Here is a 16,622-nt window from a genome sequence, read left to right as displayed (position 1 = left end):
GACGGTCCTCCCGCCGCACCTTTGGCGATCCCATGACCAGCACCAGCACGGTTTCGACCACCGGGTCGACCAGCTATCTGACCGGCACGATCTCGGGCCTGGACACCGACTCCCTGATCGAAGCGGCGGTGGCGCAGAAGACCGCGCGCGCCGACACGCTTGACGCCAAGGTCACGGCAAACACGACCAAGATCAGTTCTTATCAGACCCTGCAGTCGCTGCTGGACGACATCACCAGCTCCATGTCGTCGCTGAAGTCGACGACCTACAGCAGCCTGTCGACCAGCACAGGCAACGCCTTCGACGACAAGACCGCCTACCTCACCGCCTCCGACGGCTCGGACGCCACCGACATCATCGCCGTCAGCGCCGAGTCCGACGCGGTCGCCGCCAGCTACACGGTGACGGTCAGCCAACTGGCCAAGGCGATGAAGGTCGCCTCCGACAGCCTGGATTCCTCGACCGCGCTCGGACAGGGCGGCGACTTCACGATCGGCGTGGCCGGCGGAACGCCCGCCACCATCGCCGTGACCTCGGACATGACGCTCTCGGACCTGGCCGAGGCGATCAACGAGCAGAGCGACACGACCGGCGTCAGCGCCACGCTCCTGAAGGTCTCCGCCGGCGCCTACAAACTGGTCCTGTCGGCGGCCGACACCAATGTCGACATCGCGCTTTCCGATACGAGCGGCGTGGCCGCCGCGATCGGCCTGGTGGACGACAGCGGCGATTTCACCAACGTCCTTCAGGCCGCCCAGCCCGCCATCGCCACCATCGACGGCGTCACGATCACCAGCGACAGCAACCAACTCACCGACACAATTCCGGGCCTGGCCATCTCGCTGCTGCAGATCACGACCACCGATCAGACCGTGACCCTCGATGTCGAGGCCGACTACGCCGACATCAAGACGGCGATCACCGACTTCATCGACGCGTACAACGCCTTGCGGGATTTCCTCGACACCAACTCCGCGGTTTCCGCCGACGGCACGGTCGCCGAGGACGCGGTGCTGTTCGCGGACTCGCTGCTCCGCGGCGTGACCAAGCAACTGTCCGCCACCCTGAGCACCAAGGCGGGGTCGGACGCCGACGCCAACAGCCTCGCCGCGTTGGGTGTCACGCTGACCGCCGACAACAAGCTGGAGCTGTCCGACGAGACGACGCTGGACAACCTGCTGCTGACCGACCTCGACGGCCTGCGCAGCTTTTTCGAAAGCGGCTTCACGACCACCGACAGCGCGTTGAAGCTGCTGAAGAACAGCAGCGCCGCCTCGCTCGACTTTACGCTGGACGTGACGGTTACCGACGGCGCGATCAGCGATGTCACGGCGGGCGGCGAAAGCGGCCTGTTCACGGTGTCCGGCAGCCGGCTCGTGGGCGCGGCGGGCACCCTCTACGAAGGTCTCTCGTTCGCGCTCGTGGCCGGTCAAAGCGTCTCGATCGGCGTGAAGCTGACCCAGGGCTTCGCGGACCTCGTCACGACCCAGCTCGACGCTTACGCCAACGCCTCGACGGGCCTGATTCAAGGCGAGATCGAGCGCCTGAACGACGCCAGCAGCGATCTGTCCGAAAAGTCGACCCGGATCCGCGATGACGCCGAGATCTACCGCGACAGGCTGATCGCGAAGTACTCCGCCATGGAGCAGGAGCTCTACGCCGCGCAGGTCCTACAAGAACAGATCAAATCCATTCTAGGCAGCTCAAGCGACAGCGATGAATAGCAATCAAGCGATCCAGGCCTACAAGGCCTCTCAGCAGCTCAATCAAAATCCGCGCGACGTCCTTACGGCCGTGCACGAGGAACTTTATCGATCGATATCGTCGGCAAAATATGCCCACGAGCAAAATGCGCTCGACCAGATGTGCGCGCACCTGGCCAAGGGCGTACGGATACTCACCGTTCTTGCAACAACCTTGAATTTTTCCGCAGTGGGCGGAGATGGAGAACGGTTGAGGCAATATTACCTAAGGTTGCTGAATTTACTCAACAGGAATGAAAAGATCGCGAACAGAGCAAGTTCGTATCAGCAAGCCATAGATATGTTGCAGCCGCTGTGCCGCGAATTTCGAAAGATTGAATAAGAACAACATAATTCAATAACGAAAAATATCATTCAGCTTCACTTATGAATGTTTGTGACTGGCATGCACATTGCTTGACCAAATCCGACGGAAATCGCGGAACGGTCCACGAATATGCGCAATCAACCCGAGAACATGAGCAAGGACGCCCGCCAAAGCTGGGCCGACGAGACGCTGTTCGAGGCGGCTCGAGGCGGCGACGAGCAGGCCTTTCGCGTTCTGGTGGACCGTCACGCCCGAGTCGTGCGGCGGCTGGCGCTCAGTATCCTGAGCGACGCCCATGAGGCGGAGGACATCGCGCAAGAAGCCTTCGTCGCCGCCTGGCGCGCCAAGGACAACTGGACGCCCGACGCCCGCTTCACGACCTGGCTGCATCGGATCGCGGTCAATAAGGCGATCGACCGCTATCGCCGCCGGCGCGCCACGCCCGAGCCGAACGACGTCATCACCCGCCTAGCCGACGCGGCGCCCTCCGCTCCGGTCGAAGACCAACAGCAGGCCCTGGAGCGCCGCGAAAGCGCCCGTTCGCTACGAGACTGCCTGCAGCGCCTGCCGGACAGCCAACGCCAGGCTCTGACGCTCTACTATTTCGAAGACCTGGACGTGGGCAGAATCGCTGGCGTCCTCGACACCACCGAACAGGCCGTGCGCTCGCTCCTCAAGCGGGGTAAGCAAGCGCTGCGCCTCCTCATTCAAAGGCAGAAGAGCCTTGGCCATCATGGATCTTTCGGTTTTTCGTCAGCGGCTGTCGACGCTGGGCGCTGATATCGGGCGCTGGCCCGACAACGATGAAGCGGTCGCCTTGCTTGCCGAGTCCGACGAAGCGGTGGCCTTGTTGGCCAACGCCCTTCGCGAGACCCCGGAGGCCACCTCCGAGCCGCTCGACACCGCTCTGACGGAGGCTGTGCTGGACGCCGCGCTGGGACGCGGCGCGGACTAAGGTTGCGCGAGATGACGCCCAGCTACGCCAGATTACGAGGCGCGGCGGGGCGGAAACAACCCGGCCACGGAGCGGTCAAGGCCAACGGCTAGGGCTCGCGGGGATAGTCCCTCGAAGGTCCTCATGCCGCACAAGTTTCTGATCGTCACGGCGGCCGCCGCGCCGATGCTGCTCGCCGCCGGCGACGCCCTGGCCGAAGTGCAAGTCACCAGCAGTTCGCGGACGACCGCGATCACCACCGCCAGCCCGAATGGCGGAGCGGCCGACGACGTGAAGGTCACCGAGGACGGCGTCATCACCTTGAGCGCCTCGGGCCCGATCGTCACGCTCGACAGCGACAACACCGTCACCATCAACGGCGGCCTGGCCAGCGTCGGCGTGGATGATTCCGTCGGCGTGCTGGTCATCGGCGGCAAGACCGGCTCGGTGACCAGCGCCGGATCGATCAGCCTGACCGAGGACTACGACTACGAGGACAGCGACGACGACGGTGACTACGATGGCCTCTTTGCGAAGGGGTACCGACGCTACGGAATCCGGGTGACGGGAAGCGACGCCTTCAACGGCGACATCACCAACTCCGGCTCGATCACCATCGAGGGCATGGACTCTTCCGGCATCAGCGTCGAAGCGCCGCTGGTCGGGAACCTCGTCCACTCGGGATCGATCAGCGTCACGGGTGATCGCGGCTATGGGATCCGCATCGCCGGCTCCGTCACCGGGAACGTCACGATCGAAGGCTCGACCAGCGTGTTGGGCGAAGGCTCGGTCGGCGTGGCGGTGGACTCGGCGATCGACGGCGCCTTCGTCCTGCAGGGCTCGGTCTCTTCAACCGGCTACCGCATCACGTCGCGCTACAGCGACCCCGACGACCGCGCGCTGCTCGACGCGGACGACATGCTGGAAGGCGGCGGCGGGGTGAACATCGCCGCCAACGTCTCCGGCGGCGTCCTGCTCGATGTCCCGCCGACCGACACGAACGATGACACAAGCGACGACGAGGATGGCGACGGCGTCACCGACAGCTCGGAAGGCTCGGCCTCGATCTATGTCTACGGCGGCGCGCCGGCGCTGAAGATCGGCTCCGACAGCAATACGGTGACCCTCGGAGCGGTCGGGACGGGCGACGACGCCTATGGGCTGATCATCAAGGGCTCGGTCAGCGCTTCCAGCCCTTATGACGGCGTCGAGACGACCGGCGTCCAGATCGGCGGCGACGCGGGTTACGAGACCCTGATCACCGGCGGCATACGCGTCACGGGCACGGTCTCGGCCTCGGGCTACGAGGCCCAGACCAACGGCCTGCATCTGAAGTCCGGCGCGATCGCCGACAAAATCTGGAACGCGGGCACGATCAGCGCCTCGACCACCTCGGAAGGCGACTTCTCCACGCGCGCCCTGGTGATCGACGCCGGAGCCCAGGTCAGCACCCTCAACAACGACGGGGTGATCAGCGCCTCGGTTCTGGGCGAGAAGGGAACCGCGTACGCGATCCTCGACAACGCCGGAACGCTGAGCACCATCAATAACACCCGCACCATCGCCGCCTACGTCACCGCCACGGACGACGACTACGACACCGACGACGACAATGACGACGCCAGCGACGAGACGGTCACCGGCAAGGCGATCGCCATCGACGTCTCGAAGAACACGACGGGCGTGACGATCACCCAGACCGGCGTCGATGACGGCGACGACGGCGACGACGACGTGGCCGACACCGACACGGACGGCGACGGCGTTGACGACGCCGACGAGCCGGCGATCATCGGCAAGATCCTGCTGGGCTCCGGCGACGACAAGCTGAACATCCTGAACGGCACGGTGATCGGCGCCATTTCGTTCGGCGACGGCGCCGACAGCCTGACGATCGATGGCGGCGGCTATGTGCTGACCACCCTGGCGGACTCCGATGGCCGGCTGGACATCAACATCGGCTCGGGCACGCTGGGCTTGCTCAACACCGATGACCTCAAGGTCAGCAACCTGACCCTGAGCGCCGACAGCAAGCTGATCTTCAGCGTCGATCCGGCCGCGGGGACGGCGACCCGCCTTGTCGCCGACACCGCCACCATCGCCTCCGGCGCCAATCTCGGCCTGGTGTTCAACAACCTGCTGACGACGGCCTCGACCTTCGAGGTGATCCAGGCCGGAACCCTGACGGCCGGCGATATCGGCCAGGATCTGCTGGGCGACGCGCCCTATATCTACGTCGCCAAGGCGTATCAGTCGGGGAACAGCATCGACATCGACGTGCGTCGCCGAACCGCCGACGAGGCGGGCATGACCCGCAACCAGGCCTCGGCCTATGACGCGGTGTTCGCGGCCCTGTCGAAGGACGACGACATCGCCAGCGCCTTCCTGAACCAGAACACGAAGGACGGCTTCTACAACCTCTACAACCAGATGCTGCCCGACCAGGGCCTTGGCATGTTCTCGGCGTTGCAGGCGGTGAACCAGCAGATCTCGGCGGCGACGATGATTCGGCCGGATCTCGGCGACCGCTACGGCCCCGACAGCGTCTGGGTGCAGCAGATCAGCACCCTGGTCCGCCGCGAGGACGGCGAGGATCAGGGCTCAGACACCCAGGCCCTGGGCTTTGTGGCCGGCTACGAGGCCATGGGCGATGCGGGCGGCGCTCTGGGCGTGACCTTGGCCGCCGTCAGCATCGAGGAGCACGACACCACCGCCAAGGTCGGCGAGCATACGACCAACGCCCTGATCCAGGCCGGGGTCTATTGGCGCCGGTCGATCGGCGGCTGGCGCTTCAACCTCGGCGGCGGCGCGGGATACGGCTGGCTGACGGGCGATCGCAGCTTCTATAGCGAGGACGTCGACTCGGACGGCGAGGCGGACTCCTCGGCCACCAGCGTCGCCCATTGGAACGGCGTGACGGCCAACGCCTTCGCTGGCATGGCCTACGAGCAGGCCGTGGGCCGCTACTTCGTCAGGCCGGAAGCGCGCCTCGACTATGTCTATTTCAGCGAAGGCAAGCGGAGCGAGACGGGCGGCGGGGACGGGTTCGATCTGATCCGCGACGCCCGAAGCTTCAGCAATCTCAGCGGCGACGCCGGGATCGTGTTTGGAGCCCAGTTCGGCAAAGCGGTCTGGTGGCGTCCGGAAGTCCGTATCGGCTACCGCCAGACCCTGGCCGGCGACATCGGCGATACGGTCGCGCGTTTCCGCGGCGGCCAATCGTTCACCCTGACCTCCACCGCCGACAAGCAGGGCGCGGCGACTTTGGGCCTCGCTATCCGCGCGGGGTCGACCATGTCGTACGTGGCGCTGGAAGGCGGCGCAGAGGCGGCGAAGAAACAGAACCGATACTACCTGCGGCTCTCGGGTCGGGCGATGTTCTAGGCCCTGCAAAAGTTGGCCACAAAGCCGCCTTAATCGCGATTGTTTCAATACACTGCGAGGGTATTTTCGCCTCCACAGGCCAGTAGAGCTTCAAGGGTTCTCGGACCCAGGAGCTTGTGGCGTGCAGCAAAGAATCCTTCTCCTCGATGCCGATGTCGAAGCGCGGGCGCAGATGTGCGATCTGCTCTCCCGCCATGAATACGAGGTCGTCACGGCCTCGTCCGGCCAACAGATGGACCGCATCTTGACGACGACGGCCGTCGACGCCGTGGTTCTCGACATCATGCTGCCCGGCGAAGGCGGCTTTTCCGTCTGCAACCGCCTGCGCAGCCAGAACCACTCGCCGGGCGTCATCGTGGTCAGCGCCATGGCCGAGGAAAGCGACGTGGTCGTGGGACTCGAGATCGGGGCGGACGACTATGTCGCCAAGCCCTATCGCTCTAGGGAGCTTCTGGCGCGGATTCGCGCCGTCCTGCGGCGCCGCCAGGCCGCCATGCGCCCCAATCCCGACGAGGACCGCGCCAACGTCTATCGCTTCGACGGCTGGCGGCTGAACGTCGTGACGCGGCAACTATTCGATCCCTATAGCCGGGCGGTCGAACTGTCGTCGGGCGAGTTCAACCTGCTGAAGACGCTGCTCGCCAGCCCCCAGCAGATCGTGCCCCGCGCCCGCCTCGCCCAGGATCCGCGCACGGGCGAACGTCGCGATGGCTCCCCCCAGATCAACGTGATCGTCAGTCGCCTCCGCGCCAAGCTCGCCCGCGTGCAAGGCGGCGGCGACCTGATCCGGACGGTGCGCGGCCAGGGCTACCTGCTGACGGTGGCGGTCGAGAGCCTGGCGAACGACTAAGCTCGAACCGAGCCGCTAGGCCGCGGCCTCAACCGTCCGCGCGCCCGGCAGCCGAACCTCCGCGACCAGCCCTGGCGAGCCCGGGCGCAAGGTCAGCTCGCCGCCATGCGCTCGCACGGTGGACCGTGACACCACCAGACCCAATCCGACGCCCGACTTGCCGGAGGCGCGGGCCTGCGCGCCACGATGATAGGCCTTGAACACGTCCTCCAGCTCCTCCGGCGGGATGCCCGGCCCGGAGTCGCTGACGGTGACGCAGGCCTCTCCGGCGATGGTCTCCAACTTGAGGCGCGCCTCGAACCCGTACTTCACGGCGTTGTCGATCAGGTTCTCCATTACGCGCTGGATGGCGACCACGTCGATTTCGACCAGCACGGCCGGGCCCGGCTCCAGCTTGGCCGGACCGGTGGCGTCGTCGACCACGACCTCCAGCAACGAGCGCAGATCGACGACTTGACGCGCGTCGCCCTCCATCTCGTCGCGCATGAAGCTGAGCACCGAGGCGATCATCTGCTCCATCTGGTCCATGTCGCGTCCGATCGCCGCCCTCAGGGACGGCGGGGCGCGCTCCAGCTTGAACCGCATCCGCGCGAGCGGCGTGCGCAAGTCGTGGGAGATGGCCCGGACCATGCCCGTCCGATCCTCCACATAGCGCTTGATCCGCCGCTGCATCTGGTTGAAGGCCTCGGCCGCGACGCCGATCTCGGCCGGACCGGTCAGCGGCGGCAGATCCGCCGAGGGCTCACGGCCCAGGCGGTCCGCGGATTCGGCGAACGCCTTGAGGGGCGCGGCCAGGCGCCACGCCACCAGCAGGGCGATCGGCGTGATCAGGGCCACCGACAGCCCGAACCAGAGGAAAATCCGGCGCTGCCACGAATTGGGGAAACCCTCCGGCTGCGGACGGACGGTCGCCCAGCGCCCATCGGCCCGTTTCACGGCCGCGACGAACTCGCCCTCGACATAGGACGATCGCGCGAAGCCGAAGCTGGTGACCGGCGCGGTCAGCGTCCGCCCCGACTGGGCGTCCGGAGGCGCGGCGGGAGCCGGCTTCGCGATCTGAAGACGCGGCGCGGGCGAGACGCGCTCGACATCCGGAGCGGCGACACGCTCGACGGGCGCCGGAACGGACGCAGGGGGGCCGGTGCGCACGGGCGTGGCGACGACGGGGGCGACCGGCTCAGGCTGGCTCTGAACGGGCCTTGGCGTCTCGGCAGGCGTCGGCGCCTGGACCTGGAAACGGACACCGAAAACAGCCGCGTCCAGCGGCGTGCGGATGATCGGTCCGCGCGGCGGGCGAAGCCCCCCGTCCGGCGTGGGGCCGATGCGGGGAGGACCATTCACCCCCGGCGCCATGGCCCCGGCCAGGAGGCGCGCCCCGGAGGCCAAGGCCGCGGGGGGGCGGCTCCTATCCGTCGGAGGCGTCGGCCTCGACGAACCAAAACCGCCGGGCCGGGACGCAAACCCGCCCGCCGGAGCGCCTCCGCCCAGGGGCCCGCCACCGAAGCGGCTGTCCCGCATGGCCGCGGGCGGGAACGCCCCAGCGCGCGCCGCGCCCGGAAACGCGCCCGGCGCGGGGAACGGCCTGCCCGATCCTGGCCGCATGAGGCGCGGCCCGGGCGGCGCCATTCCGGCTAACACGTAGCTCCGGCTGGCCTCGTGGCGCGGCGGCGGCGGGATCGGAGGGCCCGCCAGCGGCGGCGGCGCGTAGAAGAGCAGACGCACGTCCGTCTCCGGAGCGTCCAGCAGCTTGGCGAGGTCGCGCGTGGCGGAGGGCGCGACGACCCAGCCCGGGCTCTCCACGCTGGGCGGCGCAGCTTCCAGGGTCAGGACCAGCGGCCGCTCCTGATCGTGACGCGTCGACTGACCGCGCAACGCCGCCCCGATGTCGGACAGGCTGTACTGACGCGGCGGCGCCGGCGGGAAGAACACCGTCAGGACCAGGGTCACGATATGGGCCGCCACGATGGCGACGACGACGACCGCCAGCATTTGGACCCACAACGGCGGGCTCAGACGACGAAAAGCCTTCGCGAAACTCATTCGGCCAACACCCTGGCGTCGAGCATGTAGCCCACCCCCCGATAGGTGCGGATCAGCTCCCGATCGGTCTGGTCCTGGATCTTGCGCCGAAGCCGACTGATATGCAGGTCCACGGCCCTGCCGACCTCCTCGGTTTCGTCTCCGCGCAGCAGGGCGATCAGCTCGTCGCGGGGCACGACCTGGCGGTCGCGATCGAGCAGGGCGGAGAGGATGGCGAGTTCGCTACGGGTCAGCAGCAGCACGGCGCCGTTGGGCGCGCGCAACTGGCGGGCGGCTAGGTCGAGGCGAAAGTCGGCGAACCGGTAGATGTTGGTCTTGCGCGCGGCGGGCCCCGGCGGGCGGCGTCGCAACATCGCCTTCACCCGCGCCAGCAGCTCGCGCGGCATGATCGGCTTGACGACGTAATCGTCCGCGCCGAGCTCCAGTCCCAGGATGCGATCGATGGGATCGCCCAAGGCGGTGAGCATCAGGATCGCCGGGCCACCGTCGCCCGCCAGCGAGCGACAGAGCGACAATCCGTCCTCTCCGGGAAGATTGATATCCAGCACCGCCACCTGAATCGCCCGCTCGGCCATGATCTTTCGCGCGCTGGCCGCGTCACCGGCCTCGTGCACCAGATGGTCGTTGTCGCGCAGATAAGCGGCCATTTCTCGGCGAAGCTCGACGTCGTCCTCGACCAGGAGGATTTCGGGGATCGGCGTCGGCGCGGCGAGCGGGTTCATGGCCCTGACATTAAACCATGAGCGCGGACCCGGCGTTAAAGGGAATCCCACGCCCGCGTCGCGACGTCGCGCGAACGCCCGCCTACGCGACAAAGCCGCCGAGCGAGGCGCGGCGGAAGCGATTTAAGGCTTGGGAGAAAATGGCGCGCCCGGAACGATTCGAACGTCCGACCCTCAGATTCGTAGTCTGATGCTCTATCCAGCTGAGCTACGGGCGCGCACTGCCTTGCGGCGAGGCGGGGGAGATAGCCCAGCCGTTCCGGGGACGCAAGCCCGGTTTGACGGATAATCTCGAAAAGTTGGCGCAACGACGTTCGGTATCGCGCGCGGCCTGCCCGCCCGACGCTCAAAGCACGATCGATGAAGCCTCTCGCAGCTTATCTGGGCGTGACAGCGTCCCGCGCTTGGTGTCCATGGGGTCTTCCGGGACGCCGGGCAGGTCGTCCCTCTTCGTCTGCCTGAGGATCCGTATGCGTCGTCTCGCTTCCCTGCTCGCTATTTCCGCCGCCCTTCAGCTGACCTTCGCGCCGCTGGCCGCCCAGGCCGAGACGATCGCGCTGGGCATGCCGACGCCGAGGCCGGCGGTGACGTCACCCGCCTCGAAAGGGATGGTGGCGGCGGCCAACCCTCTGGCGGTCGAGGCGGGCCTGCGGGTGCTGCGCGACGGCGGGAGCGCCGTCGACGCGGCGGTGGCGATCCAAGCGGTGCTGGGCCTTGTCGAGCCGCAGAGCTCGGGCCTGGGCGGCGGCGCGTTCCTGGTCTTCTACGACGCCAAGACGGGCAAGGTGACGGCCTATGACGGCCGGGAGAAAGCCCCTAGCGGCGCTGGCCCGGACATGTTCCTGGGCGCCGATGGCAAGCCGCTGTCCTTCGTGACGGCGCTGCTGTCGGGCCGCTCGACCGGGGTGCCCGGCGCAGTGGCCATGCTGTCGATGGCGCAGAAAGAACACGGCAAGGTCGCCTGGAACACGCTGTTCAAGGACGCCGAGAAGCTGGCCGACGACGGCTTCGTGGTCAGTCCGCGCCTGGCGGGGATGATCAACAGCACCCGGGCCCCTCAGCCCTCGCAGCCGGATGCGGTGAAGTACTTCACCAAGCCGGATGGAACCCGCTACCAAGCCGGCGACGTGCTGAAGAACCCGGCCTACGCCGAGACCGTCCGCAAGATCGCGGCCGAAGGTCCGTCGGCGTTGCTGGAAGGGCCGATCGCCCAGGCGATCGTCGACCGCTTGCATGAGGGCGATCTGCCCAGCAGCATCACCCTGGAGGACCTGAAGACCTACAAGCCCCGCTCGGGCGACGCCCTGTGCCGGCCGTGGAAGGTCTACACCGTCTGCGTTCCCAACCCTCAGTCCAGCGGGCTGGCGGTCATCCAGGCGCTGCGGATGCTGGAGCATACCGACATCGGCAAGCGCGGACCGACCGATCCGGTCGCCTGGACGCTGCTGGCCCAGGCCGAGCGCGTGATGTACGCCGACCGCGACCGCTATGTCGGCGACCCCGACTTCGTAACGGTGCCCGTCGACGGCCTGCTCGATCCCCAATACGTCGCCGAGCGCGCCAAGCTGATCACGACGACAGCCGGGGCGCCCCCGCCGTTCGGCCTCCCCAAGGGCGCGCCCAAGGTTGGCGTCGACAAGACGCAAGAGCCGGGCGGCACCACCCACTTCGTTGTCGTGGATCCGCAGGGCAACGTGGTGTCGATGACCACGACGGTCGAGAGCCTCTTCGGCAATGGCCGGATGGTCGGCGGCTTCTTCCTCAACAACCAGCTGACCGACTTCTCCTTCTCCCCGAAGGAGAAGGACGGCGCCCCGGCGGCGAACGCCATCGCCGCGGGTAAGCGGCCGCGCTCGTCGATGGCGCCGATCATCGTGCTGGACAAGAAGGGCAAGTTCCTGGCCGCCGTCGGCTCGCCGGGCGGCAACGCCATCCTGTCCTACAACCTCAAGGCCATGGTCGGCGTGTTCTACTGGGGGCTGAACATGCAGCAGGCCGTATCGCTTCCGAACGTCGTGGCGCGGGGCGAGACCTATTCGGGTGACGCCGACCTGTTCGGTCCGGAGATGCTGGCGGCGCTCAACGCGCGCGGGGTCAACATCAAGGTGGGCCAGATCGAGGGCTCGGGCCTGCAAGGCGTGATCGTGCGCCCGGGCGCCATGCTGGAAGGCGGCGCGGATCCCCGCCGCGAAGGCGTGGCCAAGGGCCTCTGAGCACCGCCGTTCAGGAGCGGGCTTGGTGCTCTTCCAGGCCCGCCTCCACCTCGGCGCGGGAGAAGACCTCCTCCTGACCGTCGATCAACAGCTCGGCGTCGCCGGCCTCCTGCACGGCGACCATGGCCGCCACGCGTCGCAAGGCGGTTGGGGCGTCCGGCGCCTCGACGGTGATCTCGTGCATCGGCGCCAGGGCCGGAGAGGCGCCCAGCTTCACGGCGATGGTCCAGGTGGTCGTCATCGCAAGATCTCCTAGTCGGCCGAGGCGTCGGCGCGGCCGCCCGGTTCGGGCAGCGGGTCGGGAACGCCGGCCAGCGTAAGATCGAACACCGAACCGCCCGGTCCGGTTTCAATGAGCACAAGGTCACCGCCATGGCCCTGGGCCAGCTCGCGCGCGATGGCCAGGCCCAGGCCGGTCCCCCCGCGCCGCGCCGAGCCCACGAACGGCTGGAATAGGTTCGCGCGCGCGCGTTCGGGGACGCCGGGACCGTCGTCGGAAAGGCGCAGCACACTGGCGCCGTCGACACGGCGCAACTCCACGAAGACCTTGCCCTTGCCGCCGCGATCTGGCGCGCCCTCGATCGCCTCGCGGGCGTTGCGCAGCAGGTTCGTGAGGATGCGATGCAGCTGATCCGGGTCGGCCAAAACCTGCTCGCGCGGATCGATGACGGTCTCAAGCGCCACGCCCTTGGCCGTCAGGCCCGCGTCCTCGGCGGCCATGTCCAGCGCGGGCCGCAGAGCCGTCGGCCGCACCACCGGCGCGGGCTCCTTGGACTTGCCGTAGGCCATGACGTCCGAGGCCAGGGTGATGGCGCGGTCCAGCGCGCGCTCCAGGCGCGGCAGGGCCTGGGCCACCTTGGGATCGCCCAGAGCGGCCAGGCGGTCGGAGGCCATCTGGGCGCTGGTCAGCATGTTGCGCAGGTCGTGATTGATCTTGGCCACCGCTTCGCCCAACGCGGCGAGACGCGCCTTCGACGCCAGGGCGGCCAAGAGATCGGCCTGCATCCGATCCAGCTCCAGCTCGGCGCGACCGATCTCGTCGCGGCGGTTGGAGGGAACAAGGCGCGCGGCCGGGTCGTCCGGATCGCCCCGGAAGGCCTCCATCGCGCGGGTGATGCGCTGCATCGGACGGACCAGAAAGATGTTCAGGAAGGCGTAGACCAGCAGCCCCGCCAGGCTGGCGACGAACAGGGTCACGCCGGCCAGTTGCCACAGCTGGCCCACCAGCTTGGCCTTGAGCGGCGCGTCGGGCAACACCACCTCGACGAACTCGGCCTTGCGATAGCGCGGCTCGGCCATCACGCGGACCATGCTGCCCTTGGGGCTGGTCAGGGTGAAGAACGGCGCTGCCAGCCAGGAGCCGGGGTTCTGGCGACGCAGGTCGACGAGATAGGGGGTGTTCTCGAACGGTTGCTTGGGCGGCAGCACGAGGCGGCGGGCGCCGTCGACCTGCACGGCGACGGTCACCGCGCCTGCTTGGTCGAACATCTGGTTGGCGACGGCGTCGCTGACCCGAAGCTCCGGATCGGACTCGGCGATGGTCGAGGCCAGTTCTCCCGCCCGGACGCGGTCCAGCAGCCACTGTTCCTCATAGGACGCCAGAGCGGGCGGCAGGATCAGCAGGCCGCCGAACGCGACGACCACCAAGGTGAACAGCAGCAGGCGCGCCGACAGGCCGCCGGGCCACGGAAAACGTTTCCGGGGCGGGGAGGTCTCAGTCTCTGACGGCGAACCCGTTTCGACCATCCGGGGCGACTACTTCTCGTCCAACGGCGCGACGTCGCGCCCGTTGCGCCAATGGCGCCACAACGGCGGGAGAAAGGCCAGCACGCCCATGCCGATGATGGGCAGATAGATGCGCGGCGAGAACAGGGTCTCCAGCGTCACCGGCCCGCCCTTGGCGAAGATGTGGCCCAACCCCGCCCCGATCCCGGCGTAAACGAAAGAGCTGGGAATCATGCCCAACACCGAAGCCAGAATGAAGATACGGGCCCGAATGCCCATCACGCCTGCCGCGACATTGACCACCAGAAGAGGAAACGCGGGGATCAGCCGCAGGGTCAGCAGATAGTTGAACGCATCGCCTTTGAAGCCCGCCTCGACCCTGGCCAGGAACGCGGTCGGCTTCTTGCGCAGCATGGCGCCGAACGCGGTGCGGAAGACGAGATAGGTGATGGTCGAGCCGCCCGTGGCGCCGGTCACGGCCGCGAAACCGCCGCCGATCGGACCAAACAGGAAGCCGCCGGTCAGCGACAGGATCAACGCGCCCGGCAACGAAATGGCCACCGAGCTGACATAGATCGCCAGGTAGATCGCCACGCACAGAAGGGGCTTTTCGCGGGCGAAGGCCTGCAGCGCCGAACCGCGCGCCCGCAACTCCTCCAGCGAGATGTGGTCCGCCAGACCCGTGGCGAAGGCCGCGACGAACAAGACGACGATCAGCGCCAAGGGCCCGAAACGGCGCAGAAGCGTCAGGACCCGCTCGCGCGTCATGCCGCGCCGACCGCGTCCTGAACGGCCGCGAAACCGTCGGCCCGCAGGCGTGCGGCCAGCTCGCGCTTGATCCGGACGACGAGGCCAGGTCCGCCGTAGACGAGCGCCGAATAGAGCTGCACGGCCTGGGCGCCCGCGCGGATCTTGGCGTAGGCGTCGGCGCCGCTGGCGATCCCGCCCGCGCCGATCAGCGCCACGCGCCCCCCGGCGGCGGCGTGGAAGCGCTTAAGCACCGCCGTCGAGGCCTCAAGCAAAGGCGCCCCCGACAGGCCGCCGCTCTCTCCGGCCAGCGGCGATTTCAGGGTGTCCGGCCGGGCGATGGTGGTGTTGCTGACGATGATCGCATCGAGGCTCGCGCCGACCACGGTCTCGACGATCGCCTCGACCTCGCCGTCCTCGAGATCCGGCGCGACCTTCAGGAAGATCGGGTAGTCGCGGCCGGACTGCGCCTTCAGGGTCGCGCGGGCCTCGGCGAGACGGCCTAGCAACTCCTCCAAAGCCGCCTTGGTCTGCAGGGCGCGCAGGCCCGGGGTGTTGGGCGAGGAGATGTTGGCGGTGAAATAGTCCGAGAGACCCCACAGGCGCGTGAGGCCCGTGACGTAGTCCTGGATGCGGTCGGTCGCGTCCTTGTTCGCCCCGATATTGGCGCCCACCAGGCCGCCCCGCCCCTTGCGGGCGGACAGGCGGCGCGCGAACGGCTCCAGGCCGCCGTTGTTGAAGCCCATGCGGTTGATCACCGCCTGGTCCTCGGTCAGGCGGAACAGGCGCGGGCGCGGATTGCCGGCTTGGGCCAGCGGCGTGACGGTGCCCGCCTCGACGAAGCCGAAGCCGGCGGCCAGCATGGCGTCGGGAACCTCGGCGTTCTTGTCGAAGCCGGCCGCCAAGCCGACGCAGTTGGGCAGCGACAGACCCGCCAGCTGGAAGGCGAGGATCGGATCGTCAGGACCCACGTCGCGCGGTCCCAGCCCCAGCTTCAGCCCTCGGATGGCCAGGCCGTGCGCGTCCTCGGGGTCGAAGGCGTGCAGGGCGCGGGCGGCGACGTCGTGAAGGCTCATGCGGATAGAACGCCCAGTTGCGGCACGCCGTCGGCGTCCAATTCAAGCTCTCGCTGGCTGACGACCTCGTGGGTCAGCAGCGGGCGATAGAGGTGCGGAAACAAGGCTCCGCCGCGCGAAGCCTCCCACTTCAGCGCCTCGCCCAGCCCCTCGGCCTCGACGCCCAGCAGGACGAGATCGGCCTGTCCGCTGAACCACTTGGCGGCGGTCTCCTGGGCCTGGTCGGCGGCGGAGAGGTGGATGAAGCCGTCGGCCAGATCGACCGCCGAGCCGTCGAAGCGCCCGGCGGCCTGGGCGCTCGCCCACTCCGCCCGGGACAGGATCTTGTAGATCAGGGTCATTCGCCGCCGGCCCCGCCGTTCTCGTGAGCGTAGAAAAGGTGCTCCAACACCGGCGCGCCCTGGCCATTCCAACCGAAGACCACCACCGTGGCCGTCGGGAAGCGGCCCCGCAGCCGATTGGTCTGGATCGGCGAGGCGCCGCCTTGCACGGCGAGGCGCAGCGCCAACTCGTGCAGGCCGGGGTTATGCCCCACAACCATGACCGTCCCGGCGCCGTCGCCATGATCGTCCAGGGCCTGAAGGATGTCTTCCGGATCGGCGTGATAGAGATCGCGCAGATGCTCCACGCGCGCCCTCTGATCGTGCGCCGTCAGCACCTGCTCGGCGGTCTCGCGCGTCCGACGCGCGGAAGACACCAGCATAAGGTCGGGCGCGACACCGGTGTCGGCCAGCACACGGCCCATGACGGCGGCGTCGACGCGGCCGCTGTCGACCAGCGCGCGCTCGAAGTCGCCCCCGTTCTGGGCATGCCGTTCGGCCTTGCCGTGACGCATCAGGATCAGTCGGTCCATGGCGTCCT

Annotated in this window: 15 protein-coding genes and 1 tRNA gene; 7 read left to right on the top strand and 9 right to left on the bottom strand. The window is 67.9% G+C overall.

All coding sequences use genetic code 11. The annotated features are described in order from the left end of the window. Positions 1-32 precede the first annotated feature (32 nt). The 6 genes from fliD to CSEG_RS02120 all read left to right on the top strand — a co-directional run bounded on the left by fliD (position 33) and on the right by CSEG_RS02120 (position 7,238). Positions 33-1,724 (top strand): flagellar filament capping protein FliD, encoded by a 1,692-nt coding sequence (gene fliD, locus CSEG_RS02140; RefSeq protein ID WP_013077608.1) that lies wholly within the window; start codon positions 33-35, stop codon positions 1,722-1,724. Continuing rightward, the gene (locus tag CSEG_RS21795) at positions 1,717-2,085 is read left to right on the top strand and encodes a flagellar protein FliS (RefSeq protein ID WP_083778341.1); all 369 of its coding nucleotides are present in this window, start codon (positions 1,717-1,719) and stop codon (positions 2,083-2,085) included. The genes fliD and CSEG_RS21795 overlap by 8 nt, the downstream gene beginning before the upstream one ends. A gap of 114 nt (positions 2,086-2,199) precedes the next feature. Next, positions 2,200-2,850, top strand: a complete 651-nt coding sequence (locus tag CSEG_RS02135) for an RNA polymerase sigma factor (protein WP_013077607.1) — start codon at positions 2,200-2,202, stop codon at positions 2,848-2,850. After that, a complete protein-coding gene (locus tag CSEG_RS02130; protein WP_157038961.1) occupies positions 2,795-3,025 on the top strand; it encodes a hypothetical protein in 231 nt (76 codons plus the stop codon). Before CSEG_RS02135 ends, CSEG_RS02130 begins: the two co-directional genes overlap by 56 nt. Before the next feature lie 123 nt (positions 3,026-3,148). Continuing rightward, positions 3,149-6,388: an autotransporter outer membrane beta-barrel domain-containing protein gene (locus CSEG_RS02125; protein WP_013077605.1), complete on the top strand. Its 3,240-nt coding sequence runs from the start codon at positions 3,149-3,151 to the stop codon at positions 6,386-6,388. A 121-nt stretch (positions 6,389-6,509) separates the two neighbouring features. Next, positions 6,510-7,238, top strand: a complete 729-nt coding sequence (locus tag CSEG_RS02120) for a response regulator (RefSeq protein ID WP_013077604.1) — start codon at positions 6,510-6,512, stop codon at positions 7,236-7,238. Positions 7,239-7,253: 15 nt separating this feature from the next. Here the strand turns inward: CSEG_RS02120 and CSEG_RS02115 are convergent, their stop codons facing one another. The 3 genes from CSEG_RS02115 to CSEG_RS02105 form a co-directional block, all read right to left on the bottom strand. After that, complete coding sequence (locus tag CSEG_RS02115) at positions 7,254-9,278, bottom strand: sensor histidine kinase (RefSeq protein WP_013077603.1); 2,025 nt, start codon at positions 9,276-9,278, stop codon at positions 7,254-7,256. Then, positions 9,275-10,000 (bottom strand): response regulator, encoded by a 726-nt coding sequence (locus tag CSEG_RS02110; protein WP_013077602.1) that lies wholly within the window; start codon positions 9,998-10,000, stop codon positions 9,275-9,277. The genes CSEG_RS02115 and CSEG_RS02110 overlap by 4 nt, the downstream gene beginning before the upstream one ends. A gap of 141 nt (positions 10,001-10,141) precedes the next feature. Continuing rightward, positions 10,142-10,218: transfer RNA gene (locus tag CSEG_RS02105), tRNA-Arg, on the bottom strand. A 252-nt stretch (positions 10,219-10,470) separates the two neighbouring features. Here CSEG_RS02105 and ggt point away from each other — a divergent pair. Further along, the gene (gene ggt, locus CSEG_RS02100; RefSeq protein WP_013077601.1) at positions 10,471-12,213 is read left to right on the top strand and encodes a gamma-glutamyltransferase; all 1,743 of its coding nucleotides are present in this window, start codon (positions 10,471-10,473) and stop codon (positions 12,211-12,213) included. A gap of 10 nt (positions 12,214-12,223) precedes the next feature. Here ggt and CSEG_RS02095 read toward each other — a convergent pair whose 3' ends face one another. Genes CSEG_RS02095 through CSEG_RS02070 form a run of 6 tightly spaced genes read right to left on the bottom strand, consistent with a single transcriptional unit; the run spans position 12,224 to position 16,614 of the window. Continuing rightward, a complete protein-coding gene (locus CSEG_RS02095) occupies positions 12,224-12,454 on the bottom strand; it encodes a hypothetical protein (RefSeq protein ID WP_013077600.1) in 231 nt (76 codons plus the stop codon). 11 nt (positions 12,455-12,465) lie between these two features. Further along, positions 12,466-13,959 carry a sensor histidine kinase gene (locus CSEG_RS02090; protein WP_013077599.1) on the bottom strand — a complete coding sequence of 498 codons (1,494 nt, stop codon included), beginning with the start codon at positions 13,957-13,959 and terminating at the stop codon, positions 12,466-12,468. A 9-nt stretch (positions 13,960-13,968) separates the two neighbouring features. Then, positions 13,969-14,706: a TVP38/TMEM64 family protein gene (locus tag CSEG_RS02085; protein ID WP_013077598.1), complete on the bottom strand. Its 738-nt coding sequence runs from the start codon at positions 14,704-14,706 to the stop codon at positions 13,969-13,971. Next, positions 14,703-15,761 carry a quinone-dependent dihydroorotate dehydrogenase gene (locus CSEG_RS02080; RefSeq protein WP_013077597.1) on the bottom strand — a complete coding sequence of 353 codons (1,059 nt, stop codon included), beginning with the start codon at positions 15,759-15,761 and terminating at the stop codon, positions 14,703-14,705. Before CSEG_RS02080 ends, CSEG_RS02085 begins: the two co-directional genes overlap by 4 nt. After that, a complete protein-coding gene (locus CSEG_RS02075) occupies positions 15,758-16,102 on the bottom strand; it encodes a DUF952 domain-containing protein (protein WP_013077596.1) in 345 nt (114 codons plus the stop codon). Before CSEG_RS02075 ends, CSEG_RS02080 begins: the two co-directional genes overlap by 4 nt. Then, a complete protein-coding gene (locus CSEG_RS02070) occupies positions 16,099-16,614 on the bottom strand; it encodes a SixA phosphatase family protein (RefSeq protein ID WP_013077595.1) in 516 nt (171 codons plus the stop codon). Before CSEG_RS02070 ends, CSEG_RS02075 begins: the two co-directional genes overlap by 4 nt. Between the last annotated feature and the right edge of the window lie 8 nt (positions 16,615-16,622).

Origin of the sequence: Caulobacter segnis ATCC 21756 (assembly GCF_000092285.1) — a bacterium.
In the GTDB taxonomy this organism is placed as follows: Bacteria; Pseudomonadota; Alphaproteobacteria; order Caulobacterales; family Caulobacteraceae; genus Caulobacter; species Caulobacter segnis.
Note: the sequence above shows the minus strand (reverse complement) of the source record. Positions and strands in the feature narration are given on the sequence as shown.

What these genes read in the sequence shown, in the direction of transcription:
- CSEG_RS02135 (WP_013077607.1), top strand. Translation starts at nt 2,200, where the DNA reads ATGCGCAATCAACCCGAGAACATGAGCAAGGACGCCCGCCAAAGCTGG.
- CSEG_RS02095 (WP_013077600.1), bottom strand. Translation starts at nt 12,454, where the DNA reads ATGACGACCACCTGGACCATCGCCGTGAAGCTGGGCGCCTCTCCGGCC.
- ggt (WP_013077601.1), top strand. Translation starts at nt 10,471, where the DNA reads ATGCGTCGTCTCGCTTCCCTGCTCGCTATTTCCGCCGCCCTTCAGCTG.
- CSEG_RS02125 (WP_013077605.1), top strand. Translation starts at nt 3,149, where the DNA reads ATGCCGCACAAGTTTCTGATCGTCACGGCGGCCGCCGCGCCGATGCTG.
- CSEG_RS02115 (WP_013077603.1), bottom strand. Translation starts at nt 9,278, where the DNA reads ATGAGTTTCGCGAAGGCTTTTCGTCGTCTGAGCCCGCCGTTGTGGGTC.
- CSEG_RS02085 (WP_013077598.1), bottom strand. Translation starts at nt 14,706, where the DNA reads ATGACGCGCGAGCGGGTCCTGACGCTTCTGCGCCGTTTCGGGCCCTTG.
- CSEG_RS02075 (WP_013077596.1), bottom strand. Translation starts at nt 16,102, where the DNA reads ATGACCCTGATCTACAAGATCCTGTCCCGGGCGGAGTGGGCGAGCGCC.
- CSEG_RS02110 (WP_013077602.1), bottom strand. Translation starts at nt 10,000, where the DNA reads ATGAACCCGCTCGCCGCGCCGACGCCGATCCCCGAAATCCTCCTGGTC.
- fliD (WP_013077608.1), top strand. Translation starts at nt 33, where the DNA reads ATGACCAGCACCAGCACGGTTTCGACCACCGGGTCGACCAGCTATCTG.
- CSEG_RS02090 (WP_013077599.1), bottom strand. Translation starts at nt 13,959, where the DNA reads ATGGTCGAAACGGGTTCGCCGTCAGAGACTGAGACCTCCCCGCCCCGG.
- CSEG_RS21795 (WP_083778341.1), top strand. Translation starts at nt 1,717, where the DNA reads ATGAATAGCAATCAAGCGATCCAGGCCTACAAGGCCTCTCAGCAGCTC.
- CSEG_RS02070 (WP_013077595.1), bottom strand. Translation starts at nt 16,614, where the DNA reads ATGGACCGACTGATCCTGATGCGTCACGGCAAGGCCGAACGGCATGCC.
- CSEG_RS02080 (WP_013077597.1), bottom strand. Translation starts at nt 15,761, where the DNA reads ATGAGCCTTCACGACGTCGCCGCCCGCGCCCTGCACGCCTTCGACCCC.